Annotated in this window: 24 protein-coding genes; 18 read left to right on the top strand and 6 right to left on the bottom strand. The window is 63.6% G+C overall.

Translation table 11 applies throughout. From position 1 onward, the window contains the following. Nucleotides 1–3 precede the first annotated feature (3 nt). From gatB to gatC, 3 genes are read right to left on the bottom strand one after another with little or no spacing between them, the layout of a single operon-like run. Nucleotides 4–1,503: an Asp-tRNA(Asn)/Glu-tRNA(Gln) amidotransferase subunit GatB gene (gatB, locus tag AC1DU8_RS19740; RefSeq protein WP_477727175.1), complete on the bottom strand. Its 1,500-nt coding sequence runs from the start codon at nucleotides 1,501–1,503 to the stop codon at nucleotides 4–6. A gap of 1 nt (nucleotide 1,504) precedes the next feature. Then, nucleotides 1,505–3,019 carry an Asp-tRNA(Asn)/Glu-tRNA(Gln) amidotransferase subunit GatA gene (gene gatA / locus AC1DU8_RS19735; protein ID WP_457281708.1) on the bottom strand — a complete coding sequence of 505 codons (1,515 nt, stop codon included), beginning with the start codon at nucleotides 3,017–3,019 and terminating at the stop codon, nucleotides 1,505–1,507. A gap of 8 nt (nucleotides 3,020–3,027) precedes the next feature. After that, the gene (gene gatC, locus AC1DU8_RS19730) at nucleotides 3,028–3,327 is read right to left on the bottom strand and encodes an Asp-tRNA(Asn)/Glu-tRNA(Gln) amidotransferase subunit GatC (protein ID WP_457281707.1); all 300 of its coding nucleotides are present in this window, start codon (nucleotides 3,325–3,327) and stop codon (nucleotides 3,028–3,030) included. A 282-nt stretch (nucleotides 3,328–3,609) separates the two neighbouring features. On the opposite strand from gatC, the gene AC1DU8_RS19725 reads away from it, so the two are divergent. The 4 genes from AC1DU8_RS19725 (at nucleotide 3,610) to mrdA (ending at nucleotide 8,478) form a co-directional block, all read left to right on the top strand. Next, nucleotides 3,610–4,653, top strand: coding sequence for a rod shape-determining protein (locus AC1DU8_RS19725; RefSeq protein WP_457281706.1), 1,044 nt, complete (start codon nucleotides 3,610–3,612; stop codon nucleotides 4,651–4,653). A 58-nt stretch (nucleotides 4,654–4,711) separates the two neighbouring features. Then, entirely contained in the window at nucleotides 4,712–5,632 is a 921-nt protein-coding gene (gene mreC, locus AC1DU8_RS19720; RefSeq protein WP_457281705.1) for a rod shape-determining protein MreC, read from the top strand. Further along, entirely contained in the window at nucleotides 5,629–6,147 is a 519-nt protein-coding gene (gene mreD, locus AC1DU8_RS19715; RefSeq protein WP_457281704.1) for a rod shape-determining protein MreD, read from the top strand. The genes mreC and mreD overlap by 4 nt, the downstream gene beginning before the upstream one ends. 252 nt (nucleotides 6,148–6,399) lie before the next feature. Next, nucleotides 6,400–8,478: a penicillin-binding protein 2 gene (gene mrdA / locus AC1DU8_RS19710; RefSeq protein ID WP_457281703.1), complete on the top strand. Its 2,079-nt coding sequence runs from the start codon at nucleotides 6,400–6,402 to the stop codon at nucleotides 8,476–8,478. 168 nt (nucleotides 8,479–8,646) lie between these two features. Here mrdA and AC1DU8_RS19705 read toward each other — a convergent pair whose 3' ends face one another. Next, nucleotides 8,647–9,405, bottom strand: a complete 759-nt coding sequence (locus AC1DU8_RS19705; protein WP_457281702.1) for a sulfite exporter TauE/SafE family protein — start codon at nucleotides 9,403–9,405, stop codon at nucleotides 8,647–8,649. 515 nt (nucleotides 9,406–9,920) lie between these two features. Here AC1DU8_RS19705 and AC1DU8_RS19700 point away from each other — a divergent pair. Both AC1DU8_RS19700 and AC1DU8_RS19695 read left to right on the top strand, forming a co-directional pair. Continuing rightward, a complete protein-coding gene (locus tag AC1DU8_RS19700; protein WP_477727174.1) occupies nucleotides 9,921–11,375 on the top strand; it encodes an ammonium transporter in 1,455 nt (484 codons plus the stop codon). 39 nt (nucleotides 11,376–11,414) lie between these two features. After that, entirely contained in the window at nucleotides 11,415–11,876 is a 462-nt protein-coding gene (locus AC1DU8_RS19695; protein ID WP_457281700.1) for a hypothetical protein, read from the top strand. A 160-nt stretch (nucleotides 11,877–12,036) separates the two neighbouring features. Here AC1DU8_RS19695 and AC1DU8_RS19690 read toward each other — a convergent pair whose 3' ends face one another. Then, a complete protein-coding gene (locus AC1DU8_RS19690; RefSeq protein WP_477667553.1) occupies nucleotides 12,037–12,429 on the bottom strand; it encodes a hypothetical protein in 393 nt (130 codons plus the stop codon). A 232-nt stretch (nucleotides 12,430–12,661) separates the two neighbouring features. Between AC1DU8_RS19690 and AC1DU8_RS19685 the strand changes: the two genes are divergently transcribed. The 8 genes from AC1DU8_RS19685 to AC1DU8_RS19650 all read left to right on the top strand — a co-directional run bounded on the left by AC1DU8_RS19685 (nucleotide 12,662) and on the right by AC1DU8_RS19650 (nucleotide 20,755). Then, nucleotides 12,662–13,447, top strand: a complete 786-nt coding sequence (locus AC1DU8_RS19685) for a phosphate/phosphite/phosphonate ABC transporter substrate-binding protein (RefSeq protein ID WP_477667552.1) — start codon at nucleotides 12,662–12,664, stop codon at nucleotides 13,445–13,447. Nucleotides 13,448–13,767: 320 nt separating this feature from the next. Beyond that, nucleotides 13,768–14,541 carry a crotonase/enoyl-CoA hydratase family protein gene (locus AC1DU8_RS19680; RefSeq protein WP_477689667.1) on the top strand — a complete coding sequence of 258 codons (774 nt, stop codon included), beginning with the start codon at nucleotides 13,768–13,770 and terminating at the stop codon, nucleotides 14,539–14,541. A 103-nt stretch (nucleotides 14,542–14,644) separates the two neighbouring features. Beyond that, on the top strand, nucleotides 14,645–16,501 hold the full coding sequence (locus AC1DU8_RS19675) for a feruloyl-CoA synthase (RefSeq protein ID WP_477727173.1): 1,857 nt from the start codon (nucleotides 14,645–14,647) through the stop codon (nucleotides 16,499–16,501). A 19-nt stretch (nucleotides 16,502–16,520) separates the two neighbouring features. After that, complete coding sequence (locus tag AC1DU8_RS19670; protein WP_457281695.1) at nucleotides 16,521–17,780, top strand: thiolase family protein; 1,260 nt, start codon at nucleotides 16,521–16,523, stop codon at nucleotides 17,778–17,780. Between the two features lie 77 nt (nucleotides 17,781–17,857). After that, a complete protein-coding gene (locus AC1DU8_RS19665; RefSeq protein WP_477727172.1) occupies nucleotides 17,858–18,643 on the top strand; it encodes an SDR family NAD(P)-dependent oxidoreductase in 786 nt (261 codons plus the stop codon). Between the two features lie 5 nt (nucleotides 18,644–18,648). Then, nucleotides 18,649–19,068, top strand: a complete 420-nt coding sequence (locus AC1DU8_RS19660; RefSeq protein WP_457281693.1) for an acyl-CoA thioesterase — start codon at nucleotides 18,649–18,651, stop codon at nucleotides 19,066–19,068. A gap of 93 nt (nucleotides 19,069–19,161) precedes the next feature. Further along, on the top strand, nucleotides 19,162–20,154 hold the full coding sequence (locus AC1DU8_RS19655) for a Bug family tripartite tricarboxylate transporter substrate binding protein (RefSeq protein WP_477667551.1): 993 nt from the start codon (nucleotides 19,162–19,164) through the stop codon (nucleotides 20,152–20,154). 142 nt (nucleotides 20,155–20,296) lie between these two features. Further along, entirely contained in the window at nucleotides 20,297–20,755 is a 459-nt protein-coding gene (locus AC1DU8_RS19650) for a MarR family winged helix-turn-helix transcriptional regulator (RefSeq protein WP_457281691.1), read from the top strand. A gap of 60 nt (nucleotides 20,756–20,815) precedes the next feature. On the opposite strand, the gene AC1DU8_RS19645 is transcribed toward AC1DU8_RS19650, so the two are convergent. Next, on the bottom strand, nucleotides 20,816–22,549 hold the full coding sequence (locus AC1DU8_RS19645; RefSeq protein ID WP_477727171.1) for a GMC family oxidoreductase: 1,734 nt from the start codon (nucleotides 22,547–22,549) through the stop codon (nucleotides 20,816–20,818). A gap of 361 nt (nucleotides 22,550–22,910) precedes the next feature. Here AC1DU8_RS19645 and AC1DU8_RS19640 point away from each other — a divergent pair, with 361 nt between their 5' ends. The 4 genes from AC1DU8_RS19640 to AC1DU8_RS19625 all read left to right on the top strand — a co-directional run bounded on the left by AC1DU8_RS19640 (nucleotide 22,911) and on the right by AC1DU8_RS19625 (nucleotide 26,648). Continuing rightward, nucleotides 22,911–24,041, top strand: coding sequence for an MlaE family ABC transporter permease (locus AC1DU8_RS19640; protein WP_457281689.1), 1,131 nt, complete (start codon nucleotides 22,911–22,913; stop codon nucleotides 24,039–24,041). Between the two features lie 163 nt (nucleotides 24,042–24,204). Then, nucleotides 24,205–24,993: an ABC transporter ATP-binding protein gene (locus tag AC1DU8_RS19635; RefSeq protein ID WP_457281688.1), complete on the top strand. Its 789-nt coding sequence runs from the start codon at nucleotides 24,205–24,207 to the stop codon at nucleotides 24,991–24,993. A gap of 12 nt (nucleotides 24,994–25,005) precedes the next feature. Continuing rightward, entirely contained in the window at nucleotides 25,006–25,938 is a 933-nt protein-coding gene (locus AC1DU8_RS19630) for an MlaD family protein (protein ID WP_457281687.1), read from the top strand. Then, nucleotides 25,935–26,648 (top strand): ABC-type transport auxiliary lipoprotein family protein, encoded by a 714-nt coding sequence (locus tag AC1DU8_RS19625; RefSeq protein WP_477689663.1) that lies wholly within the window; start codon nucleotides 25,935–25,937, stop codon nucleotides 26,646–26,648. The genes AC1DU8_RS19630 and AC1DU8_RS19625 overlap by 4 nt, the downstream gene beginning before the upstream one ends. Nucleotides 26,649–26,655: the final 7 nt, after the last annotated feature.

Below are 26,655 nucleotides of genomic sequence, written 5' to 3'. Positions count from 1 at the left end.
CGGTCAGCCCAGTTTCTTTTTGAGCAACTCGTTCACCTGGGCCGGATTGGCCTTGCCTTTGGTGGCTTTCATGGCCTGGCCGACCAGTGCGTTGAAGGCTTTGGTATTGCCCGATCGAACTTCCTCGACGTTTTTGGCGTTGGCGGCAAGAACATCGTCGATGATTTTCTCGAGCTCGCCGGTGTCGCTCATCTGTTTGAGGCCCTTGGCCTCAATGATGACGTCTACGTCCTGCCCCTCGCCGGTCCACAACGCATCAAACACCTGCCTGGCAGCATTGTTGGAAATCGTGCCATCCGCAATCCGGCCAATCAGGGCGGCAAGTTGCGCTGCGCTGACGGTGGAAGTTTCAATCGATTTTTCTTCACTGTTCAGCCGCCGCGACAACTCGCCCATGACCCAGTTGCTGGCCAGCTTGGGCTGCTTGCTCAGTGTTGCTACTGCTTCAAAATAAGCTGCCGTGGCCTTGCTTTGCGTGAGCTGGCCGGCATCGTATTCGGGCAGGGCGTAATCAGCCACAAAGCGTGCTGCCATCACGCGCGGCAGTTCTGACATGTCGGCGCGGGTCTTCTCCACCCAGTCGCGGCCTATCACCAGCGGCGGCAAATCCGGATCAGGAAAGTAGCGGTAGTCCGCGGCGTCTTCCTTGGTTCGCATCGAACGCGTCTCGCCCGTGTCCGGGTCGAACAACACGGTGGCCTGCTGAATCGTGTGGCCGTCTTCAATCTGCTCGATCTGCCAACGCACTTCATAGTCGATGGCCTGTTGCATGAACTTGAAGCTGTTCAGGTTCTTGATCTCGCGGCGCGTGCCCAGCTCGGCACCAGGCTTGCGCACCGACACGTTGGCATCGCAGCGGAAGCTGCCTTCCTGCATGTTGCCGTCGCAGATGCCGATCCAGGTAACGATCTTGTGCAACTCTTTGGCGTACGCCACTGCTTCGGCGGACGAACGCATGTCGGGCTCGGTCACGATTTCGAGCAGCGGCGTTCCCGCGCGGTTCAGGTCGATGCCACTCATGCCGATGAAGTCTTCGTGCAGCGACTTGCCGGCGTCTTCTTCGAGGTGGGCGCGCACCAGGCGCACCGAGCGCTTCTCGCCGTCCAGGAAAAATTCAACGCTGCCGCCTTGTACCACCGGGATCTCAAACTGGCTGATCTGGTAGCCCTTGGGCAGGTCGGGGTAGAAGTAATTCTTGCGTGCGAACACGCTTTGCTCGGCTATGTGCGCGTTCACGGCCAGGCCGAACTCGATGGCGCGTTGTACTGCGCCTTTGTTCATCACAGGCAGCGCACCGGGCAAGGCGAAGTCCACGGCGGAGGCCTGCGTGTTCGGCTCTGCGCCGAACGCGGTGGAAGCGCGGCTGAAGATTTTCGATTGCGTCGTGAGCTGCGTGTGGGTTTCAAAGCCGATGATGACTTCGTAGCCTTGCACCAGCGGCCCGGTGGGGCGACCGGCCTGCATTTCGGCGAAGGGGTTGACGGTGGGTTGGGTCTGGCTCATGTCAAATCACTTGGAGGCTTGGGGGCTGGCGCAGGTGCCAGTCGGTGGCCAGCTGGAACTGGTGCGCGGCGCCCAGCAGCTGCGCTTCCTTGAAATAGTTGCCGATCAGCTGCAGGCCGACGGGCATGCCGCCCGCGCCAAAGCCCGCCGGCACACTCATGCCGGGCAGGCCGGCGAGGCTCGATGAGAGCGTGTAGATATCGGCCAGGTAGCTGGCCACCGGGTCGTCCGACTTTTCACCGATCTTCCAGGCCACGGTGGGTGAAACGGGGCCCGCAATGATGTCGCACTGCGTGAAGGCGGTCTGGAAATCCTGCGCGATCAGGCGGCGGATTTTCTGCGCCTTGAGGTAGTAGGCGTCGTAGTAGCCGTGCGACAGCACATAGGTGCCGATCATGATGCGGCGCGTGGCCTCGTCGCCAAAGCCTTCCGAACGCGACTTCTTGTACATGTCGTTGAGGTCGGTGTAGTTGGCGGCGCGATGGCCGTAGCGCACGCCGTCAAAGCGGCTCAGGTTGCTGCTGGCTTCGGCCGGCGCGATCACGTAGTACACGGGGATGGAGAGCTCGGTCAGCGGCAGGCTCACGTCCACCAATGTGGCGCCCAGCTTTTCGTATTCGGCCAGCGCGGCGCGCACGGCGGCCAGCACGTCAGGTGCGCAACCCGCACCGAAGAATTGCGTGGGCAGCCCGATTCTCAAGCCATTTAACGGCTTTGCACCCGCAGATTGTGCGCCGGCAGCTATCAAATCAGTAGCATAGTCAGTGACAGGCAAGTCCAGCGACGTGGAGTCGCGGTCGGGGTCGGGCCCGGCCATGGCTGACAGCAGCAGGGCGCAGTCGAGCGCACTGCGCGCCATCGGGCCGGCCTGATCCAGGCTGGAGGCAAAGGCCACCATGCCGTAGCGTGAGCAGCGGCCGTAGGTGGGCTTGATGCCGGTGATGCCGGTGAGCGACGCAGGCTGGCGGATCGAGCCGCCGGTGTCGGTGCCTGTCGCGGCGGGCACCAGACGGGCCGCCACGGCGGCCGCCGAGCCGCCCGAGGAGCCGCCCGGAATGCGTTGCAGGTCCCAGGGGTTCTTCACCGGCTTGTAGGCGCTGTTGTCGTTGCCCGAGCCCATGGCGAACTCGTCGCAGTTGAGCTTGCCCAGTGTGACCATGCCGGCTGCGCCGAGCTTGCCCACCACGGTCGCATCAAAGGGGCTGCGGTAGTTTTCCAGGATTTTTGAGCCGGCTGTCGTGGGGAAGTCGCGCGTGACGAAAACGTCCTTGTGCGCCAGCGGTACGCCCAGCAGGGGTGTGCGTTCACCGGCGGCCCGTCGCGCGTCGGCGGCTTTGGCTTGCGCCAGCGACACGTCGGCATTGGTGGACAGGAAGGCGCCCAGCTTTTCCTGCTGGATCCGGGCCAGGAAATGTTGCGTGACCTCAACACTGGAGACTTCGCGGGCGGCCAATCTGGCGGCCAGCTGGGCAACACCCAGGTCGTGGAGGTCAGAAGAAGCGGAAGAAGATTTCATGGCGCCGCTCATTCGATCACCTTGGGCACGAGGAACAGGCCGCGTTCTACGGCGGGCGCACTCACCTGGCTGGCCTCGCGCTGGTTGGGCTCGCTGGCGACGTCTTCGCGCAGGCGCAGGGCCACTTCACCGATCACCGCGGCCGGATGGGCCAAAGGTTCCACCCCGTCGGTATTGACGGCTTCCATCTGCTCGACCAGGGCAAAAAAGCCGTTGAGCTGGGCCAGGGTGTGCTCGGTTTCGTCGGGGCGCAATTCCAGCCGCGCCAGATTGGCGACGCGGGCGATGTCTTGGGGTGTCAATGCCATGGGGTAGGGATGAAGGAAATACGGGAAAAATAAACCAGAAAACAGGGGCTGAAACGAGGTGTAAAGCTGAAAAAACAGGCAGGCTAAAGCTATTGATCTATAGGGGATGCGTTATTATCCCGCCTTTGGTGTGAAATCAGGGTTGGATGCGGGCTTTAGGCGTTTTTTAGGTGCCAGAAGCAGATTTCAGAGCGCCTCTGGCTCAACTTCCCCATAATTGCTTGATCAATAAAAAGGCGATGGAGCAACGAAGTTTGCTCATGCTCAACCGGACTCCTGCATATGTTTGAATCATTCCGTCGGTACTTCTCCACCGACCTGGCCATTGACCTTGGCACCGCCAACACCCTGATTTTTGTACGCGACCGCGGTATTGTGCTGGATGAGCCCTCTGTGGTTGCCATCCGCCACGAAGGCGGCCCCCAGGGCAAAAAAACCATCCAGGCCGTCGGCCACGAAGCCAAGGCCATGCTGGGCAAGGTCCCCGGCAACATTGAGGCCATCCGCCCGATGAAAGACGGCGTGATCGCCGACTTCACCGTGACCGAGCAGATGCTCAAGCAGTTCATCAAGATGGTGCACCCGCGCAGCCTGTTCAAGCCCAGCCCGCGCATCATCATCTGTGTGCCTTGCGGCTCCACCCAGGTTGAGCGCCGCGCCATCCGCGAAAGCGCGCTCGGCGCCGGTGCCAGCGATGTGTACCTGATTGAAGAACCGATGGCTGCCGCGATTGGCGCGGGCCTGCCCGTGTCGGAAGCCAGCGGCTCCATGGTGGTCGACATCGGCGGCGGCACGACCGAAGTCGGCGTGATTTCGCTGGGCGGCATGGTCTACAAGGGCAGCGTGCGTGTCGGCGGCGACCGCTTCGACGAAGCCATCATCAATTACATCCGCCGCAACTACGGCATGCTGATCGGCGAGCCCACCGCCGAGGCCATCAAGAAGAGCATCGGCTCGGCCTTCCCGGGCTCCGAAGTCAAGGAAATGGAAGTCAAGGGCCGCAACCTGTCCGAAGGCGTGCCGCGCAGCTTTACGATCTCCAGCAACGAAATCCTCGAAGCCCTGACCGACCCGCTCAACAACATCGTCAGCGCCGTGAAGAACGCGCTGGAGCAAACGCCGCCCGAGCTGGGCGCCGACATCGCCGAGCGCGGCATGATGCTGACCGGCGGTGGCGCCTTGCTGCGCGACCTGGACCGCCTGCTGGCCGAAGAAACCGGCCTGCCGGTGCTGGTGGCCGAAGACCCGCTGACCTGCGTGGTGCGCGGCTGTGGCATTGCGCTGGAGCGCATGGACCGCCTGGGTTCCATCTTCACCTCGGAATAAGCGTCTTCACTTCATGCTGCACGCCGGGCATGAAGCGGGGCCAGCCTGACAGCGAACCATGCCTTTAGGAACCCTCGACAGATCCCCGCCGCCCTTTTTCAAACAGGGGCCTTCGGCGCTGTCCAAGCTGGTGTTTTTCAGCGCGCTGTCGCTGTTCCTGATGGTGGCCGACACGCGTTTTCGCATTACCCAACCGGTGCGCGCCGCGCTGGCTACGGCCTTGTATCCGGTGCAATGGCTGGCGCTGCAACCGGTGCGCGCTGTCAAAAGCAGCGGTGAATATTTCACCACCCTCAATCAGGCCAAAACCAGCAGCGAAGAAGCCGGCCGCAAGCTCGCGCTCCAGTCGCTGCGCGCCGGCCAGGTCGAGCAGCTCACGCAGGAGAACAACCGCCTGCGCAAGCTCATGGGCCTGCGTGAACAGCTCGGCACGCCGGTGATGGCTGCCGAGGTGCTGTATGACGCAGCGGACCCTTACACCCGCAAGGTGATCATCGACAAAGGCATGGCGCAGGGCGTTGACCTGGGCTCGCCGGTGCTGGACGAGTCTGGCGTGCTGGGTCAAGTCACCCGCGTGCATCCGCTGGTCAGCGAAGTGACCTTGCTGGTCGACCGCGACCTGGCGATTCCGGTGCTCAATGTGCGCACCGGCGCGCGCAGCGTGGCCTATGGCGACCCGACCGTTTCGGGCAGCGGCCTGGAGCTGCGCTTCATGGGCAGCAACTCCGATGTGCAGCAAGGCGACCTGCTGACCACCAGCGGCGTCGACGGCGTCTACCCGGCCGGCCTGCCGGTGGCCAAAATCAGCCGCATCGAGCGGCGCGCGGAATCGGCGTTCGCAAAAATTTTCTGCACACCGCAGGCGCTCGTGACGGGTGCGCGGCACGTTATCGTGGTCAAGCCCGGCACCGGCCAGATCCCGCCACGGCCCGACGACACGCCCGAACCTGCACCCAAAAAGAAGGGGGCTTCGAAATGATCATGCGATCGGGCCAGCAGCTGCTGCTGCCGGCCAATCCCGTCTTCATCTGGTGCAGCCTGATCGCGGCGCTGCTGCTGGACATGCTGCCCCTGGGCCGCGTGCCGTGGATGCCCGATTTCCTGGCCCTGGTGCTGGTGTTCTGGAACGTGCACCAGCCGCTGCGTGTCGGCATCGGCGTGGCTTTCATGTTCGGTCTGGGCATGGACGTGCACCAGTCCTCACTGCTGGGCCAGCATGCGCTGTCCTATACGGCGCTGAGCTTTTTTGCCACGATGATCCATCGCCGCCTGCTCTGGTTCACGGTACCGTCGCAGGCCTTGCAGGTACTGCCGCTGTTTGCGGTGGCGCATGGTGTGGAGCTGGTGATCCGCATGATCGGCGGCGGCATTTTCCCGGGCTGGATCATGCTGCTGGCGCCGCTGATTGAGGCCGTTTTGTGGCCGGTGGTAAGCGTGCTGCTGCTGGTGCCGCAGCGCCGTGCACCCGATCCCGACCAGAACCGGCCACTCTAGATATGGCCCCCACGGTCACTCACTTCGTGTGTTCCCGAGGCCTTGCAGGCCGCGGCTCGCGAGACGCTTCGCCTCTATCGCCCGTCCAAGCCTGCGCAGGCAGGCTTGGAGCCGCGGGCTCCAGCCCCTCGGGGGCCGCCCCGCCTGCGGCCTGGCAAAGCCAGTTCCGCGGCTCGGACTGGCCTTTTTCGGCTCGCTTCGCATCGCCTCTTTGTTGTGGGCACTTTCTGGCGGTTGCAGGGTCAGAGTGTCATGACTGAACTTCGCAACGTTGAAGCGGATTTGTCGCGCTTTCGTGCGCGGGTGCTGGTGGCCAGCTTTGCGGTGCTGTGTGCTTTTTCTCTGCTGGCGGCGCGGCTGGTGTATTTGCAGGTGTACCGCCATGCCGACCTGAACGAGCAGGCCGAAAGCAACCGGACGGCCATCGTGCCCATCGTGCCCAACCGGGGGTTGATCCTGGACCGCAATGGCGTTGTGCTGGCCACCAACTATTCGGCCTACACGCTGGAGATCACTCCTTCCAAGGTCGACAACCTGGAAGAAACCATTGCCGCGCTGGAAAAGGTGGTCGACATCCAGGTGCGCGACAAGCGGCGTTTCAAGCGTTTGCGCGAAGAGTCCAAAAGTTTTGAATCGCTGCCCATACGCACGCGCCTGACCGACGAGGAAGTCGCCCGGTTTGCGGCGCAGCGTTTCCGTTTTCCGGGTGTTGACATCAAGGCCAGGCTGTTTCGCAGCTACCCCTATGGGGAGCTGGGCAGCCACGTGGTGGGCTACATCGGCCGCATCAACCAGGCGGAAAAAGAAATCATTGAAGGCAGCGAAGACGAAGGCAACTACCGCGGCACCGACTACATCGGCAAGCTCGGCGTCGAGCAGAGTTTTGAGCAGCAGCTGCACGGCACCACCGGCGTCGAGCAGGTCGAGACCTCGGCGGGCGGCCGCGCCATGCGCAAACTCGCCAGCAACCCGGCCACGCCCGGCAACACCGTCATGCTGTCGCTGGACATCCGCCTGCAGAAGCTGGTGGAAGACATGTTCGGCGACCGGCGCGGCGCGCTGGTGGCCATGGACCCGAAGACCGGCGACGTGCTGGCGTTTGTCAGCAAGCCGACTTTCGATCCCAACCTGTTCGTGGACGGCATCGACACGGAGAGCTGGCAATACCTGCGGGATTCGCTGGACAAGCCCCTGCTCAACCGCGCGCTGCGCGGCACCTACCCGCCGGGCTCCACCTACAAGCCCTTCATGGCCATGGCGGCGCTGGAAACCGGAAAGCGCTCCGCCAGCTTCATCGTCAACGACAACGCCTCCTGGAGTTTCGGCGGCCACGTCTTCCGCAGCCACGGCGACATTGCGCTGGGGGCGGTGGACATGTACCGCGCCATCGTGAAGTCGAGCAACGTGTACTTCTATTCGCTGGCCAACGAACTCGGCGTGGACGCCATGCACGACTTCATGCAGCCGCTGGGCTTTGGGCAGATCACCGGCATCGATATCAGCGGTGAAGTCACGGGCGTGCTGCCCAGCCAGGCCTGGAAACGCAAAGCCTATAAAAGGCCGGAGCACCAGAAGTGGTACCCCGGCGAAACCATCTCACTGGGTATCGGGCAGGGCTACAACACCTTCACCATGCTGCAGCTGGCGCAGGCCACGGCCGTGCTGGCCAACAACGGCGTCAAGCACCGGCCGCGGCTGGTGATCGGCACGCAGGACCCGGTGACGCGCGTGATGCACCCGCTGCCGGCCGATGCGCCGGAAAACCTGGGCTACAAGGCTGAAAACATCGCGATCGTGCGCAAGGCCCTGGTTGGCGTCACCCAGGAAGGCACCTCGGCACGCGTGTTTGCCGGCGCGGGTTATCTGAGCGGCGGCAAAACCGGCACGGCGCAGGCGGTCACCATCGGCCAGAAAGACAAGTACAACAGCAGCAAGATGGAAGAGTACCAGCGCGACCACGCTGTTTACATGGCGTTTGCGCCGGCGGAAGACCCCAAGATCGCGCTGGCAGTGATCGTGGAAAACGCCGGCTGGGGCGCCGGGGTGGCGGCGCCGATTGCACGGCGTGTTTTTGACTATGTGCTGCTGGGCCAGTACCCGAGCGAGGAAGACATGGTGGCGGTGCAGAAGGGGCTGGCGGCAGCGCCCATCGGCAAGCCGCGCCAGGCCGCCGACGTGGCCGGCCAGCTGTCGGCCGGCGCAGCAGGCGCTTCCCCCGGCCCCACGAACGCCGCGGCTGCCGCTGCCGCCAAAGCCAGGACGGCGGCGATTGCGGAGGCGCTCAGCAAGCTGCCGCCGCCCATGGCGGCAGCGGGCATCAACCCCGATTAAGCCGGCCGTCGCTATCGATTTGATAGCTGCTTGCGCATGCCCCTATTGGGCCGGACGCCAATTTTGTCATTAAACGGTGATGGCCGGATTTCAAGCCAAATTTGCCGGAAACCCATACAGGACCTGCGCAAGCAGCTATTAAATCAATAGCAAACGGCCTGCGCACAGTCAGCGCGCAAATGCGTCAAAACCGGTTTTCAGGATCAGCGAGCTGACCACGGCGATAAACACCCCGCGCACAAACCCGGCCCCATGTTTGAGGGCCAGGCGGGTGCCCAGCAGGCTGCCCGCCACGTTGGCCACGGCCATCGTGAGGGCGAAATGCCACCAGACATGGCCCTTCCAGGCAAAGAGCGCCAGCGCTGCGAGGTTGGTGGCGGTGTTGAGCAGCTTGGCCGAAGCCGACGCGTTCAAAAAGTCATAACCCAGCCAGCGCACAAATAAAAATACAAAAAAGCTGCCGGTGCCCGGACCGAAGAAGCCGTCGTAAAACCCCAGCACCAGCCCGATGCAGCAGGCCGCCGCGGTTTCGGCATGCCCGGTAAAGCGGGGCGTATGGTGGCGGCCCAGCTCCTTCCTGGCCAGCGTATAGAGCAACACCGCCAGCAGCACAAAGGGCAGGGTCTTGCGCAAAAAGCCCGGCGAGATGACGGTGACCAGCCAGGCGCCCGCCAGCGAGCCGGTGAACCCGGCGGCCGCCGCCGGCAACAGTGCCGCCCAGCGAAGCTCCACCCGACGGGCATATTGGGCCGTGGCAACCGCGGTGCCCCAGACCGAGGCCCCCTTGTTCACCCCAAACAGGGTGGCAGGATGGGTGGTGGGGAAAACCGCAAACAGGGCCGGCACCAGGATCAGCCCGCCGCCCCCGACGATAGAGTCCACAAAACCGGCGAGCAGGGAGGCCAACGAGACGATGAATAATTCCATGGCCCGGATTGTCCCATCGCATTGAACAGACTCATTGCTATCAAATAGATAGCTGCTTGCGCCCGACAGTCAATGGCTGCGAGGGTTTTTGAGGGTTGGGCCCCGTCAGGGCGGAGGCATAAAAAAAGCGCTGGGGTTGCCAGCGCTTTTTGCAAATCTGCATCTCTTGTGGAATGCCGCTTTGCTTGTGTACTTCTTAATGACTCTCTCGTGTCTCCTCGGCTCCTCGCGTTGCGAGCAGCAAGGCTCGTCAGCAAGTCATCCAATATAGCGGGCGCACTGTCCCAGTGCATTGGGGGTTTCCCGGCCCCGGGCTTTGGGCGGCCGCTGGTTCTGTGGATGTTTTTGGGGCACCACGCCAATCGTTTGCGCACTTTTGCAGTACATATTTTCCGTTGCAGTCCCATCACACGAGCTACTGCGGTATTGGCACGACTTATGCCTGTTGTTACCAATTGTTGGTTGATTGAACAGGCGGGCACCGTATGCATATGAACAGATTTCTGGCCTTGGGTATGTCTTTATGCTTGGGCCTGGCATGCCAGCAAGCCCTGGCACAGACCACGGCTCCCCCGGCGGTGGCGCCGCCAGCAGTCACTGCCAGCGCTCCGGAAGTCGCACCGTCCCCCGCACCGGCCGCTGTTCCTGCTCCTCCCGCCGCACCGGTGGCTGCGGCCTCTGCGCCGCTTCCTGCAGCGGCCGCCCCGGCGCCGCTGACCCAACCGGGACTGGTCGGCGTGGAGACCCTCAATGGTGCCGACACCGCCTGGATGATGACCTCCACCGCACTGGTATTGCTCATGACCCTGCCCGGCATCGCCCTTTTCTACGGCGGCATGGTGCGCAGGAAAAGCGTGCTCAATGTCATGGCCTGCGTTGTCGCCATCTGTGCCGTTGTCAGCCTGCTCTGGTTTGCGGTGGGCTACTCCATCGCCTTCACGCCCGGCAAAGGTGCGCTTGGGCACTATCTGGGTGGTCCCGAGCGGCTCTGGTTCACCGGGCTGGACTACGTGAAGGACGCGCAGAAGGTGGCCGTGAGCCATATTGCGCCCAACATTCCCGAGTCGGTCTACGCCATGTTCCAGCTGACCTTCGCCATCATCACGGCCGCGCTGGTGGTCGGCTCGTTTGTGGAACGCATGCGGTTCTCCGCGATGCTGGTGTTCATGTCGCTGTGGACCGTCGTCGTCTACGCACCCATTGCCCACTGGGTCTGGGAGCCCAATGGCTGGCTGGCGCGCATGGGCGCGCTGGACTTTGCCGGCGGCTCGGTCGTGCACATCAATGCCGGCATTGCCGGGCTGGTCTGTGCCTACGCGCTCGGGCCGCGCCACGGCTATGGCCGTGAACCGTTTACGCCTTTCAACCTGGGTCTGACCATGGCCGGTGCCGGCATGCTGTGGGTCGGCTGGTTTGGCTTTAACGCCGGCTCCGCCGTGGCCTCCGACGGCCGGGCCGGCCTCGCGATGGCCGTCACGCACATCGCGGCGGCCGCGGGCGCTCTCTCGTGGATGGCGGCCGAATGGATTGTTCGCGGGCGTCCTTCCCTGCTGGGACTGTGCTCGGGCCTGGTCGCCGGGCTGGTCGCCATCACGCCGGCGGCGGGCTTTGTCTCGCCGCGCGCGGCCCTGGTGTTTGGCCTGGTGGCCGGCGTGGCCTGCTACTGGGGCGCCACGGGCCTCAAGCGCCTGCTCAACGCCGACGATTCGCTGGACGTGTTCGGCGTGCACGGCGTGGGCGGCATTGTGGGTTCGCTGCTGACCGGCATTTTTGCCAGCAAGGCCATCTCCGGTGTCGAGGGCAGCCTGATGACCCAGGCGATAGGCGCAGGCGCCGTCATGCTCTACAGCCTGTTCATGACGGCGCTGGCCTTGTGGGTCACCTCGCTGATCGTCAGCCTGCGCGTCAGCGAAGCCGCCGAGAGCGACGGCCTGGACATCACCCAGCACGCCGAGCGGTTGGGCACGTAACTGACAAACAACGGACTCCACTTTCAAGGATTGCGCACCATGCCCTCCAGTGAAAAAATTGCCGTTGCGGCCCACCTGCATGTGCTGTTGCGCCGCAAAACCGGCCGCGTGACCGACACCGAGTGGATGGCCGGTAACCAGGAATACGCCGCCGAAATAGCGCGTTTTGCGCGGGAAAAAGCCGCCGAGGATGGCCACGTGGACCTGGCGGTGTGGGCCGACCGGCTGGAAGAAATCATGGCCACCCCCGAGCCCAAGGCACGCGTGCCGCTGGTGCAGTTGGTGTCCGAGGTGGTGAAGGAGCGCAGCCAGCCGGTGCTTGCCCCGGCGCCAGTGCCCGACCGCCAGAGCGCCCGGTCCATCGATACCGAGGAAGAGGTCTATCCTGAATCAGGTTTTATCGAGTCGACATTCGGTGCCATCTTCGGCGAGGGCGAGTCGCCGCGGGAGCGCCGCCAGCGCGACCCGAACGCGCCGCGCTATGTGAAGGGCCTGCGATAACTTGTAGACCCCTGTCTCGGCTCACTGCGTGTAGCCGGAACCCCCCTTCAGGGTGGCAACACCTGCAGCCCGGCAAAGCCGGTTCTGCGGTGTTCTTGCCCCGAACGCGCCGCGCTTCGTGAAGAGCTTGCGATAGGCCGGCGCAGGGCCGGCGGCCGGTTTATTTCGCCGGTTGTGGTTGCGCTTCCCGCGCACGGTTCAGGCTGTGCGCCAGCATGTTGCGGGTGCGAATGCGGATGTTGGCGCTGGCATCTTCAGCAAACGCGGCCACATACGGGTGGCCTGCGTTGTCCGCCAGGATGCTGCGCCGCACCTGATCCAGGCCGGCATCGCAGGCCGCCAGTGCGGCATCGGCGAGCACAAACACGGATTGCTCCGGGTTGTCTTTCAGCGGCTGCAAGGCGCTTTGGGCGCAACGCTGGTAGTCGTTGATGGCCGCGGCCACCGGAGCGCGGGCAATCGACAGCGGGTCCTGGCTGGCGCGCGGCGCCGGGCTACAGGCAGACAGCACGCCCAGCAGGAGGGCGATCGAAAGGGTGGTCAGGTGTTTCATGATGTCAATGCGACACCGGCTGTTTCCGGCGTGGTCCGCATTGTGTCATCGGTGTGCGAACGCAGGATGCTCCCCCGGGGCATAAAGACTGCCGGAAAACGGACCGGGGGTAAATTGCGCTAGCCAGCGCAGGACGCACGCAGTAGCATGCGTGAGCTTTATATATAAGGAGGGACTTATGCGGTGGAATTGCATGTCAGGGGCCTTGGTGTTGGGGTTCGGCGCGTTTTGTATGGGCACTGCCAATGCCCAGGCGCAGGCGCAGGCCCAGCAACTAATACTGGGCATCAGCGAAGGAAGCTCGGGCGGGCTGGACCACGCCCAGGTGATTGCCAAATACCAGGGGCTGGCCGAGGTGATCGGCAAGGCCATGAAGGCCAAGGTCAGCGTGGTGTTTGCGCGCGAGTTCAAGCAGCTGGAAGAAGGCATGCAGACCGGCCGCTTCGACCTGGTGATGGCGCGCCCGAGCGACTACCCGGCGCGCGGCATGCGCGACTACGGCTACAGCTATATCGCCAGCACCAAGCCCGACGGGCAGTGCTTCATCATTGCGCCCAAGGGCTCGGCCCTCAAGACCATCGACGACGTCAAGGGCAAGCGGATTGCCTTGCCCGAGCAGATTGCCTATATGTCCCGCTTCTGTGCCGCAGAGCTCAGGGACAAAGGCATCCTGGTGGACAAGGAAAACGTGCAGTTCGTGCGCGAACAGGCGGCTGTCGGCTTTTACCTCGACAACAAATTCGCCGATGTGGGTGGTGTCGCCTCTTACTCAGGCATTGCCAAGAAATGGGAAAAAGAGGGCGGCCGTATTTTGCACAAGAGCGTGGCGCAGCCCTACTTCCCGCTGGTAGCCCATAAACGCGTCAAGCCCGAACAGCTCAAGGCGATCCAGGAGGAATTGCTGGCGCTGCCCGCCAGCGATGCCGGCAAGGACGTGCTCAAGCGTATCGGCATCGAGCAGTTCGACATCACGTCGGAAGCCCGCATGCGCGAGCTGCTGAAGTGGCTCAATATTTGAACCAGGCCTTTGCCGGCTGTTGCCGGCCCCAGGCTGTGCCGCAGCGTAACTGACTGACCACAAGCGCACCAGCGTCAGCAGTGGCACACCCCCGGTGTGCCGAATCGCCGTCTGCCGGGCGACCCATTTTTCTCCATCCCCTGCGGGGAAGGTCATCCTTCACCCAGTGTTTCCTCCTGCGGATTGCCTTGCGGGCCGGTGGGTCCGCCGCGCAAACATGCCTTGGCACGCCCTAGGGTTTTCACTAGAAAAAAAAGGCTTAATCACGTTGTAATAGTTATTATTCATAACCATAATTGGCTTCCGGAAACACACTTCACATGACCCCAAAATACCTTCATCTCGAAATGCACGGCAATGTCGCCGTGGTCCGCCTGGCGCGTCCTGCCAAACGCAACGCCCTGGGTGATGCCCTGATCCTGGCACTGCGGAACCTGTTCGAAAGCCTTCCTCCCGAAGCAAAAGCCGCCGTGCTTTGCGGCGAGGGTGACCACTTCTGCGCGGGCCTTGACCTGAGCGAACTCAAGGAGCGTGACGCCAGCCAGGGCCTGCACCATTCGCGCATGTGGCACGCAGCGCTGGAGCGGGTGCAGTACGGCCCGGTGCCCGTGATCGCGGCCCTGCACGGTGCCGTGGTCGGTGGTGGCCTGGAGCTGGCAAGTGCCTGCCATATCCGGGTTGCCGACGAAAGCGCCTTCTACGCGCTGCCCGAAGGCTCGCGCGGCATCTTTGTCGGTGGTGGCGGTGCGGTGCGCATCCCGCGGCTGATCGGCGCCGCACGGATGACCGACATGATGCTGACCGGCCGTGTCTACAACGCGGTGGACGGTGAGCGCATAGGCATCGCGCAATACCTGGTTCCCGAGGGCCAGGCTTTCACCAAAGCCCTTGAACTGGCCACTCGCGTGGCAGAAAACGCACCGCTGACCAACTACGCCCTCATGCATGCGTTGCCGCGCATTGCCGAGCAACCGGCAGACCAGGGGTTCTTCACCGAGGCCCTGATGGCCGCAGTGGCGCAAAGCGCACCCGAAGCCAAGAGCCGCGTGAAAGACTTCCTGGACGGCAAGGCCCGCAAGGTCCAGAAGGGCTGACCAGGCCGGGCGGGCAGGCAAGAGAGACATCCAGAAAAGAGACAGCAGACAGCAGACAGCAGACAGAAGACAGAAGACAGAAGACAGAACAGAAGAGACAACCATGAGCGCCCCGAAATTTCGTCCCATGGCCTTTGGCGTGACCCGTGTGGTCCTGCGCGACGGCGTACCCGGCGTGCGCTATCTGCGCGCAGACCAGGACCTGCAAGCCTTCCCGACCCGTATCACCGACCGCCTGCAGCATTGGGCGCTGACGGTCCCAGGCCGCAGCTTCATGGCGCGGCGCGAAAAACTGGAAGGCGGTAAAACCGGCGACTGGCGGCACATAACTTATGCCGAAGCTTGGGTCTCGGCCCGCAACATCGCGCAGGGGCTGATTGACCGGGGCCTGAGTGCCGAACGCCCGGTGGTCATCCTGTCGGAAAACGATCTGGAGCATGCGCTGCTGGCGCTGGGTTGCATGCTGGCCGGCGTGCCTTTTGTGCCGACGTCTCCGCCCTACAGTCTGGTCAGCCAGGACTACGACAAGCTGCGCCACGTGCTCAAGACTGTGACGCCGGGCCTGGTGTTTGCCGCCGACGGCGCGCGCTACGCCAGGGCCATCAACGCAGCCATCGGCGACGACGTCGAGGTGGTGTTGGCCACCGGGCAGGTCGAAGGGCGCGCCACCACGGCGTTTGCCGAACTGGCTGCAACGCCGGCCTCGGATGCCGTAGACCGCGCCATGCAGGCCACGGGGCCGGACACGATCGTGAAATTCCTGTTCACCAGCGGCTCCACCAAGATGCCCAAGGCGGTGATCAATACCCAGCGCATGTGGTGTGCCAACCAGCAGCAAATGGCGCAATCCATGCCGGTGCTGCAGGACGAGCCACCGGTGCTGGTCGACTGGCTCCCCTGGAACCACACCTTCGGCGGCAACCACAACTTCGGCATGGTGGTGTTCCATGGCGGAACGCTCTACATCGACGACGGCAAACCGACCCCGGCGCTGATGCACGAAACCCTGCGCAACCTGCGCGAGATTGCCCCCACGGTGTACTTCAACGTGCCTACCGGCTTTGAGGCCATCGCCAGCGCCATGAAAACGGACGCAGAGCTGCGGCGCAACCTGCTGTCGCGCGTGAAGATGTTTTTTTATGCCGGCGCCGCACTGGCCCAACCCGTGTGGGACAGCCTGTACGAGTCCGAGGAAAAGGAAGTGGGCGAGCGCATTGTCATGGCGACCGGCCTGGGCATGACCGAGTCCGCGCCGTTTGCCATCTTCGTGACCAACCCCAACGTGAAAGCCGGCGACCTCGGCGTACCCGCGCCCGGCATTGAGCTCAAGCTGGTGGACACCGACGGCAAAACCGAGGTGCGCTACAAGGGCCCCAACATCACGCCCGGCTACTGGCGCGCACCGCAGGAGACGGCAGCAGCCTTTGACGAAGAAGGCTTCTTTTGTACCGGCGACGCCGTCAAATGGATTGATGAGGGCAACATTCACCTCGGGCTCAAGTTCGATGGGCGCATCGCCGAGGACTTCAAGCTGGCCACGGGCACCTTTGTCAGCGTGGGCCCGCTGCGTGCAAAGATCGTCGCTGCGGGAGCGCCTTACGTGCAGGACGTGGTACTCACGGGCATCAACCTCAAGGAAGTGGGCGCGCTGGTGTTTCCGACACCCGCCGTGCGCGCACTGGCCGGACTGCCGCCCGATGCGCCGCTGCGCCAGGCCGTTGAAAGCCCGCAGGTAGTGGCGCACTTTCAGGAGATGATGAACAAGCTCGCAGAGGGCGCGACCGGCAGCGCCAGCTGCATCCGGCGCCTGCACCTGATGCATGAGCCGCCCTCATTCGACAAGGGTGAAGTCACCGACAAAGGCTCCATCAACCAGCGCGCCGTGCTGACGCACCGTGAAGCTTTGGTGGTGGCCCTGCACGATGACACGGCGCACCCCATTGTCAAACCCGCACCATAAAACCCGACGCACAAACACCATGCAACCCAAAGGATTTTTCTCCGCTTTCCAAGACGTCTGGATGCTCGACGGCATCCGCACGCCCATGGTCGACTACTGCGGCGCCATTGGCCATATATCGCCCACCGACCTCGGCATCAAGGCGGCACGCGCCGTGCTCCAGCGCTCGGGTGTCAGTGGCGGCGATGTCGATTCGGTGCTTGCCGGCAACATGGCTCCCGGTGATTTTGAGCAGTTCATGCTGCCACGTCATATCGGCCTTTACGCCGGCGTTCCCGTGGAGGTGCCGGCCATCATGGTGCAGCGCATCTGCGGTACCGGCTTTGAATTGTTCCGCCAGGCCGGCGAGCAGATCCAGAGCGGTGCCGCCAGCGTGGCGCTGGTCGTCGGCGCCGAGAGCATGACGCGCAACCCGATCGCCGCCTTCGAACACCGCACCGGTTTCAAGCTGGGCGCGCCCGTCGGCTTCAAGGACTTCATGTGGGAGGCCCTGAAGGACTCCGCCGCCGGCATCGACATGATCCAGACCGCGGAAAACCTCGCGAAGAAATACGGCATCACGCGGGAAGCCGTCGATGAATTTGCCTCCAGCTCGTTTGCCAAAGCCGTGGCGGCCCGCGAGGCAGGTTTTCACGCCGGTGAAATTGTGCCGGTGGTCACGGAAGAATTTGAACTCGCCGGCTACGCCAAGCGCGGCATACGCCTGCAGGGCAAAGTCACGGAAGTCGCACAGGACACCCACGCACGCTTGTCTCCTGTCGAGGTGCTGGCCAAACTCCGGGTGGTTCACGCCGGCGGGGTGCAGACCGGCGGCAACAGTGCAGCGCTGGTGGATGCGGCAGCTGCTGCCGTGGTGGCTTCGGGCGAGTACGTGAAGGCGCATGGAAAAAAACCGCTGGCACGTGTCGTGGCTGCCGCGGTGGTGGGGGTGCCACCCGAAATCATGGGCATAGGCCCCGCGCCGGCGATTCGCCTGCTGCTGGAGCGCTGCGGCCTGAAGCTGGACCAGATCGGCCGCTTCGAGATCAACGAAGCCCAGGGCGCGCAAACGCTGGCAGTGGCGCGTGAACTGAACCTCGATCTGCGCAAGCTCAATGTCAATGGCGGCGCCATCGCGATGGGTCACCCGCTGGCGGTCACCGGTGTCCGCCTGACGGTCACCGTCGCGCGTGAAATGCAGCGCGCGGGCCTGCGTTACGGCATTGCATCCGCATGCGTGGGCGGCGGGCAGGGCATTGCCCTGTTGCTTGAAAACCCCGAAGGGGCCGAAATTTCTTGAGCAAATAGTCGCTGCAGCGCACAACGGACGAGCGCAAGCAGCTATAAAAACAATAGCAACCGATCTGGAGAGAAGGCATGAAGATTGAAGGACTTGCGGCACTGGTGACGGGAGGCGGCTCCGGGCTGGGCGAAGCCACTGCCCGTGAGCTGGCACGCCTGGGCGCCAAGGTTGCCGTGCTGGACGTGAATCTCGCCGGTGCGGAAAAAGTCGCGGCCGACATTTGCGCCACGCACGGAAGCGGTGCCGCAGTGGCGTGCCAGTGCGACATCACCGACAGCGCCAGCCTGGCGGCCGCGCTGGAAAAAGCCGCAGCTGCGCATGGCCCGGCCCGCATCCTGATGAACGTTGCCGGCATCGGCTCGGCCAAACGCGTGGTGGCCAAAGACGGCAGCCCTGCGCCGCTCGAAGAGTTTGCCAAAGTCGTCACCATCAACCTGGTGGGCACCTACAACGCCAGCCGCCTGTTTGCGGCCGCCTGTGCCAAACTGCCCGCGCTGGAAGACGGCCAGCGCGGCGTCATGATGTTCACGGCCTCGGTGGCAGCCTTTGACGGCCAGGTGGGCCAGCAGGCTTACAGCGCCTCCAAGGGCGGCCTGGTCGGCATGACACTGCCGATGGCGCGCGACCTGGCGCAGCACGGTATCCGCGTCTGCACAGTGGCGCCGGGCCTGTTCGCGACGCCGCTGATGCAGCAATTGCCCGAAGCGGTGCAGGCTTCGCTGGCCGCCAGTATTCCTTTTCCGCAGCGCCTGGGCAAGCCCGAGGAGTTTGCCCAGCTGGCCGCGCACATCGTGGCCAACGACCATCTCAACGGCGAAGTCATCCGGCTGGATGGCGCATTGCGCATGGCGCCAAGGTGAACAGCATGAGCAAGACCGTTGTTTACGAAGTTTCCGTTGCGTTTGGCGACTGCGATCCAGCGGGGATCGTGTTTTTCCCCAATTTCTCGCGGTGGATGGACGCCTCGTCGCTGAACTTTTTTGTCAAGTGCGGCGTGCCAACATGGCGTGAGCTTGTGAAGACCACCGGCATCATCGGCACGCCGCTGCTCGAGATCAATACCCGGTTCAGCCAGCCTGCCGTCTATGGTGAGACGCTGCAGATTCACACCAGCATTGAGGAATGGCGCGACAAGGTCTTCATCCAGAAGCATGTGATCAAACGCGGTGACGACCTGATCTGCGAAGGCCGTGAAACCCGGGCCTTCTGCATCCGCCGTCCGGAGAATCCTGAGCGCATCAAGGCCATTGCCGTGCCGCAAGACATTCGGGCCCTGTGCAGCTGACGCTTCGCGTTCCGCTTTTGTTTCCGTCTTTCAGTTTTTGATTTCGGTTTTGTTTTTCGACCCGTTGGACATCATTAAAAAAGGAGACATTTCATGCAAACACGCCGTCATTTTGTGCAGGCCGCCGCAACGCTCACCGCAGCCGCCGGCTTCGCCCCGTTCTCTGCCCATGCGAGTCCGCTGGAGCAGGTCAAGATCATTTACGGATTCCCCGCCGGCAGTGCGGGCGACATCTGCGCGCGCCGCGTCGGCGACAAGATGGGCGGCACCGCCTATTCCAAAAACAACGCCATCGTGGACACCAAGGCCGGCGCCGGTGGCCGCATCGCGCTGGAGACGCTGAAGATGGCACCCACGGACGGCTCCGTCATTGCCATGACGCCGTTTTCCTGCATGTCGCTGTATCCGCACATCTACAAAAAACTGGCCTATGACCCGTTCGCCGATTTTGTATCCGTGGGCACCGCGTCCATGATTCACCATGGGCTGGCTGTGGGGCCGCTGGTGCCCGCTTCCGTGAAGACCGTTCAGGACTTCCTGCTATGGGCCAGGGCCAATCCGAAGGATGCGAGTTATGGCTCGCCCGCTGCGGGATCAACACCCCACTTTCTGGGCGCCTTGCTGGGCCTGAACAACCAGGTGGAACTCAAACATGTGCCTTACCGCGGTTCCGTGCCCGGCGTGACCGATGTGGTGGGCGGCCAGCTGGCCGCCATGTTCACGCCGCACGGCGACTTCATCCCCAATCACAAGGCCGGCAAGCTGCGCATCCTGGCAACGTCCGGAAAGCAGCGCTCGCCCTTTGTGCCGGAAGTACCGACCTTCGCCGAGCAGGGCTTTGCCGACCTGACCGTGGAGGAGTGGTTCGGCTTTTGTGCCCCCGCCAAAACGCCGGCCAGTGTGGTCGCCGCCGCCAACGCCGCCATCAACGCCGCCATCAAGGACAAATCCGTCATCGACTCGCTGACGGTGGTGGGCCTGATTCCCTACGGCGGCACGGCAGAGGACATGGCGACCAGCCAGAAGCGCGAACTCGACCGCTGGGGGCCGCTGATCAAGAAAATCGGCTTTACCGCCGAGTCCTGATCAGAACGCGGTGCCGACGGCTGATGCCGGGCGCCCTGAGGCCCCGTCATGGATCGGCACCGCTTGGCATAATCGGGGCTGGACTGGCCGCATGCCGTGCGGCGGTCCGTATTGCCCGATGACGAAAGCTTCCTGACCACCTATGCCAGCGTCCCTCAAACCAGCGCCCGCTGTCGAAGAAGTCGATACCTCCTACCTTGAAACCCTGATTGGCTACAACGCCACGCGTGCGTCGCTCAAGGTCATTGAACTGTTCATGAAACGCATGGCGGTGTATGACCTGCGTCACGTGGACTTTTCCATCCTGTCGCTGATCACGCACAACCCGGGCATCACCTCGCGCCAGCTGTGCAGTGCGCTGAGCATCCTGCCGCCCAACCTGGTCGGGAAAATCGGCACGCTGGAAAAGCGAGAGCTCGTTCACCGCAAGCCGCACCCGCAGGACGGCCGCGCTGTGGGCCTGTACCTCACCGAGGCAGGCGAGGCGCTGATGCGGGAGGCCGAGCGCACCGCCACCAGCCTCGAATCAGATGCCACCGAGCGGCTGAGCGCGGCGGAAAAAAAGACGCTGGTGCGTCTTCTGCAAAAAATCTATCTTTGATCTGTTTCGAAGGGGCGGTGCTGCCTGAGGCTTGCGGGCAGCTTCGACACGGCGCTGCCTTCAAATGCCGGCCTGAATCCACCCGGCGGCCTTTTCCGCAATCATGAGCGTGGGCGAATTGGTGTTGCCGCTGGTGATCAGTGGCATCACGCCGGCGTCCACCACGCGCAGGCCGCGAATGCCGCGGACCCGAAGGTGCGAATCCACCACCGCCATGGGGTCGTCTTCCTTGCCCATTTTGGTCGTGCCCACCGGGTGGAAGATGGTGGTGGCAATGTCGCCCGCCAGCCGTGTGAGTTCTTCGTCCGTCTGGAACTGCACGCCGGGCTTGAATTCCTCGGGCTTGTATTTGGCCAGCGCGCCCTGGCTGACGATCTTTCGGGTCACGCGCAGGGAGTCGGCTGCTACCTGCCGGTCTTCGGCCGTGCTCAGATAGTTGGGCGAAATCGCCGGTGCATCCTCAAAGCGGTTGCTCTTGATGTGCACGGTGCCGCGGCTGGTCGGGTTGAGGTTGCATACGCTGGCGGTGAAAGCGTTGAAGCTGTGCAGCGGCTCGCCGAAAGCGTCCAGCGACAGCGGCTGCACGTGGTATTCGATGTTGGGGTAGGGCTGGTCGGGTGATGAGCGCGTGAAGGCGCCCAGCTGCGACGGTGCCATGCTCATCGGGCCGGTCTGCCGCAATGCGTACTCCAGGCCGATGCGGGCCTTGCCCCACAGCGTGTTGGCCATGGTGTTGAGCGACAGCCCCCAGCGCTGGTCACCGTGCACCTTGTAGACCGAACGGATCTGCAAATGGTCCTGCAGGTTGGCGCCCACGCCGGGCAGGTCTTGCAGCACAGGGATGCCGTGCTGTTGCAGCAGGGTGGCCGGGCCAATGCCTGAAAGCTGCAGGATTTGCGGCGAGCCGATGCTGCCTGCACACAGAATGACTTCGCCCATGTGCCCCGAGTCGCGTGTCGAGTGCGCCGTCACCCGCTCGTCGCCGGCCCACACTTCCACGCCGGTGCAGCGCTGGCTGCCGTCGGCCTGCGGCTCAATCACCAGCTTGCACACCTGGGCGTTGTTCCACAATTCGAAATTGGGCCGGGCATAGCAGGCCGGCCGCAAAAAGGCCTTGGCGGTATTCCAGCGCCAGCCTTTTTTCTGGTTGACCTCGAAGTAACCCACGCCTTCGTTGTCGCCGCGGTTGAAGTCGGAAGTTGCCGGGATGCCGGCCTGTTGCGCCGCTTCGGCAAACGCATCGAGGATGTCCCAGCGCAGGCGCTGTTTCTCGACACGCCATTCGCCGCCTGAATTGTGGTGGCGCAGCAGCTTCTGGTAGGGCTGGCTTTTGTCCTGCATCAGCTCGGGTGCCACGCCGCGCGCGCCGTGCATCGCGTCAGCGCCCTTGTGGTGGTCTTCGTGCAGTTTGAAATGCGGCAGCGCGTTGTCCCATCGCCAGGCCATGTCGCCCGTCAGCTGGGCCCACTGGTCGTAGTCGCGTGCCTGGCCGCGCATGTAGATCATGCCGTTGATGCTGGAGCAACCGCCCAGCGTCTTGCCGCGTGGATAGCGCAGCGCCCGTCCGTTGAGGCCGGCGTCCGGCTCGGTGTTGTAGAGCCAGTCGGTGCGCGGGTTGCCGATGCAGTGCAGGTAGCCTACCGGGATGTGGATCCAGTGGTAGTCGTCCTTGCGGCCGGCCTCAATGAGCAGCACGCGTTTGGATGCGTCGGCGCTCAGGCGGTTGGCAATCAGGCAACCTGCCGTGCCTGCGCCGACGATGATGTAGTCAAAAACCTGGCTGTCGTCTTGCATGGATGTTTTGTCTCTTGGCTTTCAGCCGTGTGTTTTGATGGGACGGGTGGCCGTGTTGTTTTGGCCGTGCTCCTGCGCCGCAGGTTCACATCCTGCCATTCCAGCCTAACGCGAGGCTGACCGCGCGGCAGTGGCTCGATTGTGGCAAAAATGGCGCTATCCCTGCGGCGGGGATTACCCGCTGGCCTTTCCTTCCGGCACAGGGTCCCGGCGGGTTGTAGGACCAAGGCGATAGCGCGTTTTTGGGCTGTGTATTTGTGTTTCCTGCAGTTACCATGACTGTTTTGCAAATCGGGCGCCGCCCGTCATTGCAGACTGCCGGCAAGCGCCGGGCACCACCGGACGCCTTTACCGAATGCACATGGAAGAATCCACGCCCCGCATCGAACAGCAGGACACGCCGCAAGGCCGGCTGTTTGTCGTTCGCGGTGCCTGGACGGCGGCCGGCCTCACGGCCCAGGAGGTCTGGCAAGGTTTGACTGCGCAACTGCAAGCCCTGCAGGGCGGCGCAGTCCAATCCGCCGGCTGGAATCTGGAGCCGCTCGAAAAACTCGACCACCTGGGTGCGCAGGTGCTGTGGAACCATTGGGGGCGCGACTGGCCTGCGCAACTGCAAGTGCATGCGAGCCAGCGCGCGGTGCTGGAAACCGTCGCCAAGTTCAGTGCGGATCCGCCCAAACCCCGCAAGTCTGACTGGACCGGGCCCTTCATCCTGCTCGGCACAAGGGTGCTGCGCCTGGTCGACCACCTCAAAGGCCTGGTGCGCCTGATCGGCCAGCTGCTGCTCGACATCATCCGGCTTTTCAGGCACCCGCAGGAAGGCCCGTGGCGCGACCTGTCGGGCCACCTGTTTCATATTGGCGCCACCGCCTTGCCCATCACGGCGCTGGTGGGATTTTTGATTGGGGTGGTGCTGGCCTACCTGATTTCGCAGCAGCTGCGCCAGTTCGGCGCCGACGCCTTCATCGTGAACATCCTGGGCATCTCGCTGATCCGCGAACTCGGGCCGGTGCTGGCCGCCATCCTGATCGCCGGGCGCAGCGGTTCGGCCATCACTGCGCAGATCGGTGTCATGCGGGTCACCGAAGAGCTCGACGCCATGCGCGTCATGGGCATCGCGCGGGGCTTTCGCCTGGTCATGCCGCGCGCGCTGGCGCTCGCCGTGGTGATGCCGCTCATCAGCGTCTGGACCACCATCGCGGCGTTACTGGGTGGCATGCTGGCCGCCGACATTTCCATGGACGTCACGCCGTCCTATTTCATCAACTCGCTGCCGGCCGCGGTCGACGTGGCCAACCTCACGCTGGCCACGGCCAAATCCGTCGTGTTCGGGGTATTGATCGCGCTGGTCGGCTGTCACTACGGCCTGCGTGTCAAACCCAACACCGAAAGCCTGGGGCAGGGCACGACCGCTTCAGTGGTCACGTCCATCACGGTAGTTATTCTGGTGGATGCATTGTTTGCCGTTCTGTTTAAAAGCGTTGGAATATGACCCCCACGCTTGTCACTTCGTGTACTGCGCTGCCCCCCGAGGGGGCCGCTGCTCCTGCGGCCCGGCAAAGCCGGTTCCGCGGCCCCTGCTGGAAAGAGAGTGTGCCTGCGCGGTCGCTTGTTGCGTCGTTCTTCCGGAAGAGGAAAGAAGCGGGAAATCAGCCATGACCGAAGCCATCGTCGATATCAAAAAACTCTGGACCGTGTTCCAGAACGGCGACAAGAAGGCCGTGGTGCACAAGGACCTGGACCTGACGGTGGAGCGGGGCGAGGTGTTGTCGCTGGTGGGCGGCTCGGGTACCGGTAAAACGGTGCTGCTGCGCCAGATACTGGGGCTGGAAAAACCCACCCAGGGCGAGATCACCGTGCTCGGCCGGCCGGCAGCCGAACTGGGCAAACGGGGCGCGGCCAGCCGCGTCGGCATGCTGTTCCAGCAGGGTGCGCTGTTTTCGGCCTTCACCGTGCTCGAGAACATCGCCTTCCCGTTGCGTGAGCTCAAGACCTTGCCGCGCGCACTGGTCTATGAGGCGGCCATGGTCAAGCTGCAAATGGTGGGCCTGAGTCCCGACGCAGCCGACAAGATGCCGAGCGACCTCTCGGGCGGCATGGTCAAGCGTGTGGCATTGGCGCGCGCCCTCATCATGGACCCGCCGCTGCTGCTGCTTGACGAGCCCACGGCGGGCCTGGACCCGGAAAGCTCCGACAGTTTCGTCTCGCTGCTGCGCTCGCTGCACCGCGACATGGAGCTCACGGTGGTGATGGTGACGCACGACCTGGACACGCTCTTTGAGCTCAGCACGCGCATCGCCGTGCTGGCCGAACAAAAAGTCATCGTTAACGATGTGCCCAAGGAAGTGGTGGCGTTTCCGCACCCCTTCATTCACGAATTTTTCCTTGGCGAAAGGGGTCAGCGCGCGATGGAATTGCTGCGCGAATACCCCTTTACTGTTTAGAAAGGCTTCGATATGGAAAACAAAGCCCATGCCATGGCCGCCGGCGCATTTGTACTGGTGGTGACCGCCCTGCTGGCCCTGCTGGCGATCTGGCTGACGCGCGACAACACTCAGCGCGACCTTTACGACATGAGCACCAGCGAAACTGTTTCGGGCCTGCAGCCGCAGGCCACGGTGCGGTTTCGCGGCGTGCCGGTCGGCAAGGTCGAGGTGATCGGGTTTGACACCAAGGTCAAGGGCAATGTGCTGATCCGTGTCTCGATCGACCGCACCGCGCCGGTCACCAAATCCACTTTTGCCACAGTGGCATCGCAAGGTGTCACGGGGCTGGGTTTCATCCAGCTCGACGATGACGGAAAGTCCGCCGAGCGGCTGGTGGTGAACGACGACGACCCGCCGCGCATTCCGCTCAAACCAGGTGGGCTGGACAAGCTGCTCAAGCAAAGCGAGGTGATCTTCAACCAGGTCGAAGAAGCCAGCACGCGTTTGAACAAACTGCTGTCCGACGAGAACCAGGCGGCAGTGACTTCCGCCATCACGCAACTCGGCGAAGCGGCCAGCGGCATCAACCGTGTGGCCAAAGGCCTTGAGCCTACGGTGGCGAGCCTGCCGGGCCTGTCGCGCGATGCCACGGCTACGCTGAAATCCGTCAGGACGGCTGCCGACGACGTCAGCGCTACCGCCACGCGCCTGAGTGAAAAGGGCGGGCCGCTCGACAAACTGTCCGAGGGCGGCGCCGCGCTGGCCTCGGGGGTGGAGACCTTCAGCGCCGGCACCTTGCCCAAGCTGGGCGAAGTGGCTGACGAAACCGCCCGCGCGATGCGCCAGTTGCGCCGCACCGTCAGCGCGGTGGATGACAACCCGCAGTCACTGATTTTCGGCAACGGTCCACCGGTGCCCGGTCCGGGCGAGCCCGGTTTTTCTGCCAACGGAGAGAAAAAATGACATTCGATTTTCTCGCAATCTGCCCATCCGCTATGAATTTAATAGCTGCTCGCGCTTATCTGGAAAGGGCTGCCGGCATTTTTTCATTGATATTCATGGCGCTGGCGGTCGGCGGCTGCTCGGGCCTGCCCGACAAGCCCACGCGCGCCACCATGTATGACTTCGGCCCCGGCCTCCTGGCTGTTCAGCCCAGCACGCGGCAGGCGCCGTTGCCGCCGCTGGCGCTTGACGACATCTCCACCTCTGGCGGCGCGCTCGACAATATGGCGGTGCTGTACCGCCTGGCGTATACCGACGCGCAGCAGCTGCGGCCGTACTCGCAGGCGCGCTGGAGCATGCCGCCTGCGCAGCTGGTGCGCCAGCGCCTGCGCGAACAGCTTGGCCAGCGCCGCGCCGTGTTCAGCGCCGGTTCCAGTGTGGCCCTCAACCGCAGCCAGAACGCGGTATTGCCGCTGCTGCTGCGCCTGGACCTGGAAGAATTCAGCCACTTCTTCAGCGCGCCCAACACGAGCGTCGGCCTGATCCGCCTGCGCGCCACGCTGGTCGAGGTGACGCCCGCGGGCGAAAAGCTGGTCGGCCAGCGCAATGTCATCGTGCAGCGTCCTGCGCCCAGCAACGACGCTCCCGGCGGCGTCCGTGCCCTCACGGCAGCCACCGACGCCGCCATCGAGGAACTGGACCAATGGCTGCAGCAAACCCCCGCGCGCTGAAACGCCT

This window comes from Polaromonas sp. P3_A5 (assembly GCF_056403055.1).
Note: the sequence above shows the minus strand (reverse complement) of the source record. Positions and strands in the feature narration are given on the sequence as shown.